Consider the following 6897-nt stretch of genomic DNA (forward strand, 5'->3'; position numbering starts at 1 on the left):
TTTTTTTGTTATATATTTTTTTCATAAAATAGATTTATAAAAAAAAAACCACCTAAATAGCTTTAGATGGTTTTTTTTAATTATAAGTTGTAATAAATTACTTATTCATTGAGATTAAAAACTCTTCGTTAGAGCGTGTATGTTTGATACGATCGTGTAAGAATTCCATCGCTTCTACAGGATTCATATCCGATAAATGGTTGCGAAGAACCCACATTAATTGTTGTGTTTTGTCGTCTAATAACAAATCGTCTTTACGCGTAGAAGAACTTACTAAGTCAATTGCAGGGAAAATACGTTTGTTCGAAATCTTACGATCCAATTGTAATTCCATGTTTCCTGTTCCTTTAAATTCTTCGAAAATAACTTCATCCATTTTAGAACCTGTATCAATCAATGCAGTTGCAATAATTGTTAAAGAACCTCCATTTTCGATGTTACGAGCAGCTCCAAAGAAACGTTTTGGTTTGTGTAATGCATTTGCATCAACACCACCCGATAACACTTTACCAGAAGCTGGCGAAACTGTATTGTAAGCACGAGCCAAACGCGTAATAGAATCTAAAAGAATCACAACATCGTGTCCACATTCTACCATACGTTTTGCCTTCTCTAAAACGATATTTGCAACTTTTACATGGCGATTTGCTTCCTCATCAAACGTAGATGCAATAACCTCTCCGTTTACCGAACGTTTCATATCTGTTACCTCTTCCGGACGCTCATCGATTAATAAAACAATCAAATAAACTTCTGGATGATTTTGCGCAATTCCATTCGCAATATCTTTCAATAACGTTGTTTTACCCGTTTTTGGTGGCGCCACAATCATCCCACGTTGACCTTTACCTATTGGTGTAAATAAGTCAATTACGCGATTTGATAAAGATTTAGAATTACTTAAATTGAATTTCTCGTTAGGGAAAAGTGGAGTTAAATGCTCAAAAGCGATACGATCACGTACATAATCTGGCGTACGACCGTTGATTTCTTTAATTTTGATTAAAGGAAAATATTTTTCACCTTCTTTTGGAGGACGAACCTCTCCTGTAATTGTATCTCCCGTTTTTAATCCAAATAATCTAATTTGAGATTGAGAAACATACACATCATCAGGCGAAGACAAATAATTAAAATCAGAAGAACGTAAAAAACCATAATTATTATCTGGTAAAATCTCTAAAACACCTTCAGTTTCAATAATTCCGTCAAATTCATAATTCGCAGCGCGATATTTATTTTTTTGATTTTGATTATTGTGGTGATTATTTTGTTGAGATTGATCGTTTTGATTACGATTATCAGATTGATTATTTTTCTTCTGATTATTTTGATTATTCTTTTTCAGATCTTGGCTTTTGTTCGCTCGTTCCTGAAATTTATTAACGCGAGGATTATTTTCTTCCTTTTTTTCTGTTTCGGTAGAAGTATTTTCAACTTTTTCAGTTTTTACTTCTTCTGCAACAGCCTCTTTTTGTTGAACTTCTCCTTCCGAATTTTGAACTCGTTTGCGTTTCGGTTTCTTATCTTCTGTAGGTAGATTTTCAGCTTTATCTTTTTTAGCAGGTTTTGTTTCAGCTTTTTCTTCAACCTTTGGTTGGCTGTTGATAAAACCTAAAACTGCGTCTAACAATTCGCCTTTTTTTAATTTCTTATACCCATCGATTTTCAGTTGCTCTGCAACTTGTTGTAAATCTGGTAATTTGAATGATTTTAATTCTTCGATATCAAACATAATCCTATAATGAAGGTATTAATGTGTTTATATTTTTTTTATTCAATAAAGTAATTGGGAATCATAACAATAGAATTGTTATAAAGCGTATAAATTTGAGATTTATTAATGCAATAGTACGAATAATTATAAAAACTCAAAAAGTTTTTTTACATTTGTATTCGAAATTTAAGAAATGATTCAAAGAAAGCAAAGTATATATTTATTCTTAAGTGGAATAATTTCGAGTATATTCGCCATGAATTTTGATAAGCTGTTTGATATTCCATTAAATTGGTTACAAAATCCGGAGAAAGGAGATTACATTTTTTCGTTAGCCTTTTTCTCATCAGCTTTAATTTCATTTTTAACCATTATGTTTTTCAAAAAACGTAAGTTACAGATTAGCTTAGGATGGTTAAACATTATTTTGAATGTTTTATTAATTGGTTCTTTTGTATATTGTCTATTAACATTACCTGGAGAAGGAAATTCTGAGAAAGGTATTTGGGCATTAGTTCCTTTAGCTTCGATTGTGCTTCTGTCAATTGCCAATCGTTTGATTAAGAAGGATGATGATCTTGTAAAATCAGTAGACCGTTTCAGATAGACCAAAAACTTTTTATATTATGAGTGTCTAAAAGCAGTTTCAAGCAATTGAAACTGCTTTTTTCGTTTAAAGAAGTTTATTCGAATGTTAAATAAAAATTAATTTTACACTGATGTTTTGAAAATCTAAACTAAAATAAAGGGGTGTTGAATTTATTTGTAATGAAATTATAATTTAACCCCTAAAAAAATAGGGGTGTTTTTATTTTGTGTTTAATTTTTATTTATTTTTGCATCATAAAACAACACAAAGTAATTTTCTTATGACATCATTTCGTTTTGAAGCATTAAAAGCCGCAAGCAATCGCAAACCGGTAGCTGTTCCTGAATTAGGGAAAAAATCAGAAATTTTTGGAAGCAATGTTTTCAATGACAAAGCAATGCGTCAACATTTAACTTCAGAAGCTTATAAAGCCGTTCGTTCTGCAATGGATTATGGTACTAAAATCGACCGTAAAATGGCAGATTTTGTTGCTTTAGGAATGAAAGAATGGGCGATGAGCAAAGGTGTAACACATTATACACACTGGTTTCAGCCATTAACAGGAACAACAGCAGAAAAACATGATGCTTTTTTCGAAACTTCATTTGATGGAGCAGATCCTGTAGAAAAATTTAGTGGATCATTATTAGTTCAACAAGAGCCAGATGCATCTTCTTTTCCAAATGGAGGAATTCGTAATACATTCGAAGCACGTGGATATACAGCTTGGGATCCAACCTCACCAGCATTTATTTTTGGAACAACTTTATGCATTCCGACAGTATTTGTTTCGTACACAGGAGAAGCTCTAGATAATAAAACACCTTTGTTAAGAGCGCTTTTATCAATTGATGAAGCAGCTACAGAAGTAGCGAAGTTCTTCGATAAAAATGTGAAGAAAGTAACTCCGACTTTAGGTTGGGAACAAGAATATTTTTTAATTGATGATGCTTTAGCGGCTTCTCGTCCAGATATTTTACAAACTGGTAGAACGTTGTTAGGACATGTTTCTGCAAAAGGTCAACAATTAGAAGATCATTATTTTGGTTCGATTCCTACGCGTGTTTTAAATTATATGCGCGATTTAGAAAACGAATGTATGTTGTTGGGAATTCCTGTAAAAACTCGTCACAACGAAGTAGCGCCGAATCAATTTGAGTTAGCGCCAATTTTCGAGGAAACGAATTTAGCAGTTGACCACAACTCATTGTTAATGGATGTGATGCAAAAAGTTGGTGAGCGTCATCATTTTAAAGTATTATTCCACGAAAAACCATTCAAAGGAGTTAACGGATCTGGAAAACACAATAACTGGTCGTTAGCAACAGATACTGGAGTTAATTTATTAGCGCCAGGAAAAACACCAAACAGCAATTTACAGTTTTTAACGTTCTTTATTAATACCATCAAAGCAGTTTCAATTTATGAGGAATTGTTACGTGCTTCTATCGCTTCTGCTTCTAATGACCACCGTTTAGGAGCGAATGAAGCGCCACCAGCAATTATTTCGATCTTTATTGGTCAACAATTGACAAAAGTATTGGAAGAATTAGAAGGTGTTTCGACAGGGAAATTATCTCCTGAAGAAAAAACTGATTTAAAATTAAACGTTGTTGGAAAAATTCCAGATGTTTTATTAGACAATACTGACAGAAATAGAACTTCTCCTTTTGCTTTTACAGGAAATAAATTCGAGTTCCGTGCTGTAGGATCGACTGCAAACTGTGCAAATGCAATGACAACGTTGAATGCAATTGTAGCAAAACAATTGATCGATTTCAAAAAAGAAGTTGATGCGTTGATTGAAACAGGTTTGAAAAAAGATGAAGCAATTTTCAATGTTTTACGTGAGTATATCAAAGAAACAAAAAATATATTATTCGAAGGAGACGGATACAGCAAAGAATGGGAAGAAGAAGCAGCTCGTAGAGGATTGTCAAATCACAAAACAACTCCATCAGCTTTAAAAGCAAAAGTTTCTCAAAAATCGTTGGATTTATTCTCGGAGCTTAATGTAATGAACAACACAGAAGTTGAAGCGCGTTATGAAATCGAATTAGAAGATTACATCAAGAAAATTCAGATTGAAGGTCGTGTTTTAGGTGATATTGTTAGGAATCATATTATTCCGACAGCTTTCAAATATCAAAATATATTGATCAAAAACATTAAAGGATTCAAAGATATTTTTGGAGATGATTATGAAGAATATGCAGGCGAGCAATTAATCATTTTAAAGAAAATTTCGATGCATGTAAACGAATTAAACGCAAAATTGCACTTAATGATGGATGCGCGTAAAGAAGCAAATGTGGTTGAATCTTTAGAAGAGAAAGCATATGCTTATTGTGATAAAGTAAAACCATATTATGATGAAATTCGTTACCATGCGGATAAGTTAGAATTAATGGTAGACAACGAATACTGGGTCTTAACAAAATACAGAGAATTATTATTTACGAGATAATATTTTCAACAATAAATTACAAAACCGATGAGAAATCATCGGTTTTTTTTTATTCAAATTTTCTGAATCCCTTGAGTTATTGTATCTTTGCAATCCAATAAAAGTATATGGCAGATTTAGGTCTATTAGATAAATTAAGAGCAATCAAACAACGTTTCGATGAGGTAGCAGATTTAATCATCCAACCAGATATCGTAACAGATCAAGCTCGTTATGCGAAATTAAACAAAGAATATTCTGATTTGAAAGACTTTGTTGAAATGCAAAAACAATACGAAAACTTAATCAATGTAATTGAGGAAGCAGACGAAATTATTCAAGATGGTTCTGATGCTGAAATGGTTGAGTTAGCTAAAATAGAAAAAGACGAAGCAATCAATGCGATTCCACCTTTAGAGGAAGAAATCAAAATGATGTTGATTCCAAAAGATCCAGAAGATGAGAAAAACATCATTGTCGAGTTACGTTCTGGTACAGGAGGAGATGAAGCAGCGATTTTCGTAGAAGATATTTACCGCATGTATTCGATGTATTTCAAAGAAAAAGGATGGAAACACGAAGTATTAAATACTTCTGAAGCATCTGGAAAAGGATACAAAGAGTTGGTGATGCAAGTAGAAGGAAATGCAGTGTATGGAACGATGAAATACGAATCGGGTGTTCACCGTGTACAACGTGTTCCTGAAACAGAATCGCAAGGGCGTGTGCATACATCGGCGATTACGGTTGCGGTTTTACCAGAAGCAGAGGAAGTTGATGTAGTGATTAATCCAGCAGATTTGGAGTATCAAACAGCGCGTTCGTCTGGTGCGGGAGGACAAAATGTAAATAAAGTTGAAACGAAAGTTCAATTAACGCACAAACCTTCTGGAATTGTAATTGTTTGTCAAGAAGCGCGTTCTCAACATAAGAACCGTGAAAAAGCCTTACAATTATTACGTACAAAATTGTATGAAATCGAGTTCGAGAAAAAACATTCAGAACGTTCTGCTCAACGTAAATCATTAGTTTCGACTGGTGACCGTTCTGCTAAAATTCGTACATACAACTATCCGCAAGGACGTGTAACAGATCACCGTATCAACAAATCAATTTATAATTTGGATAACTTTATGAATGGAGATATTCAAGAAATGATTGATGCATTGAAAATGGCAGAAAATGCAGAAAAATTAAAAGGTTCGGAAGAAGATTTCTAACATCAATTCTAAATCTTAGATCATACAAAACACTTCAAGAAATTGAGGTGTTTTTTTATATATTTATAGTATTAAGAATAAAACAAATGATGAAAACAAGAGTTAAAATTTGTTGTATTAGTAGCAAAGAAGAAGCACAACAAGCGATAAAATATGGAGCGAGTGGATTAGGTTTAGTTGGTAATATGCCAAGCGGACCAGGTATTATTGGTGATGATTTAATCAAAGATATTACACAAATTATCCCACCAACATTAGCTTCGTTTTTATTAACAAGTGAAACAACTGCAGAAACAATTATTCAGCATTATAAAAAAGTTTATACGAATACAATTCAGTTAGTTGATGAGCTGAAAAACGAAGAATATCAAATTTTTAGAAACGAATTACCTTGGGTAAAATTGGTACAAGTGATTCATGTAATTGATGAAAATTCGGTAACTGAAGCGATAGAGAAATCTCAGTTTGTAGACGCTATTTTATTAGATAGCGGAAATCCTAACTTACAAGTAAAAGAACTGGGAGGGACAGGGCGCACGCACAATTGGGCGATTAGTAAAAAAATTAGAGAAGAAATTAACATTCCTCTATTTTTGGCTGGCGGTCTTCATCCTGATAATATTCGTGAAGCGATTGATGTTGTTCAGCCTTTTGGCGTAGATATTTGCAGTGGTGTAAGAACTGACGGAAAATTAGATGAAAAGAAATTAGACGCTTTTTTTAGAGCGGTTAATGGTTAAAAAAATAAAATCCTTGTCAAAGTTTTGAATCTTGACAAGGATTTTACTTATTCAAAAAAGGACTGTCTCTTAAAGTGTGTAAGTTCAAAAATTAAGCTTGGGTTAGGTTCTACTTTTTAGAGTCTAACCCTTTCTTGATATAGGATTAAAAATTGATCAATAATAACTCCCCAGTTTCTTACTGG

At 33.0% G+C, this 6897-nt stretch carries 5 protein-coding genes; 4 read left to right on the forward strand and 1 reads right to left on the reverse strand.

Features of this window, described 5'->3' with window-relative positions; genetic code table 11:
* Positions 1–97: 97 nt before the first annotated feature.
* Positions 98–1735, reverse strand: coding sequence for a transcription termination factor Rho (gene rho / locus G0Q09_RS07045; protein ID WP_115001683.1), 1638 nt, complete (start codon positions 1733–1735; stop codon positions 98–100).
* Positions 1736–1910: 175 nt separating this feature from the next.
* On the opposite strand from rho, the gene G0Q09_RS07050 reads away from it, so the two are divergent.
* The 4 genes from G0Q09_RS07050 (at position 1911) to G0Q09_RS07065 (ending at position 6712) form a co-directional block, all read left to right on the forward strand.
* Positions 1911–2324 (forward strand): DUF4293 domain-containing protein, encoded by a 414-nt coding sequence (locus tag G0Q09_RS07050; protein ID WP_038332961.1) that lies wholly within the window; start codon positions 1911–1913, stop codon positions 2322–2324.
* 262 nt (positions 2325–2586) lie between these two features.
* On the forward strand, positions 2587–4773 hold the full coding sequence (locus G0Q09_RS07055) for a glutamine synthetase III family protein (RefSeq protein WP_125349613.1): 2187 nt from the start codon (positions 2587–2589) through the stop codon (positions 4771–4773).
* Between the two features lie 107 nt (positions 4774–4880).
* Positions 4881–5972, forward strand: a complete 1092-nt coding sequence (prfA, locus tag G0Q09_RS07060; protein ID WP_038332970.1) for a peptide chain release factor 1 — start codon at positions 4881–4883, stop codon at positions 5970–5972.
* A gap of 86 nt (positions 5973–6058) precedes the next feature.
* Positions 6059–6712: a phosphoribosylanthranilate isomerase gene (locus G0Q09_RS07065; protein ID WP_257468104.1), complete on the forward strand. Its 654-nt coding sequence runs from the start codon at positions 6059–6061 to the stop codon at positions 6710–6712.
* Positions 6713–6897: the final 185 nt, after the last annotated feature.

It is taken from the genome of Empedobacter falsenii (assembly GCF_019308355.1).
GTDB classification, from domain to species: Bacteria; Bacteroidota; Bacteroidia; order Flavobacteriales; family Weeksellaceae; genus Empedobacter; species Empedobacter falsenii_B.

Excerpts from the sequence above, each read along its gene's own strand:
- G0Q09_RS07055 (WP_125349613.1), top strand. The coding sequence starts at position 2,587 with ATGACATCATTTCGTTTTGAAGCATTAAAAGCCGCAAGCAATCGCAAA.
- rho (WP_115001683.1), bottom strand. The coding sequence starts at position 1,735 with ATGTTTGATATCGAAGAATTAAAATCATTCAAATTACCAGATTTACAA.
- G0Q09_RS07050 (WP_038332961.1), top strand. The coding sequence starts at position 1,911 with ATGATTCAAAGAAAGCAAAGTATATATTTATTCTTAAGTGGAATAATT.
- prfA (WP_038332970.1), top strand. The coding sequence starts at position 4,881 with ATGGCAGATTTAGGTCTATTAGATAAATTAAGAGCAATCAAACAACGT.
- G0Q09_RS07065 (WP_257468104.1), top strand. The coding sequence starts at position 6,059 with ATGATGAAAACAAGAGTTAAAATTTGTTGTATTAGTAGCAAAGAAGAA.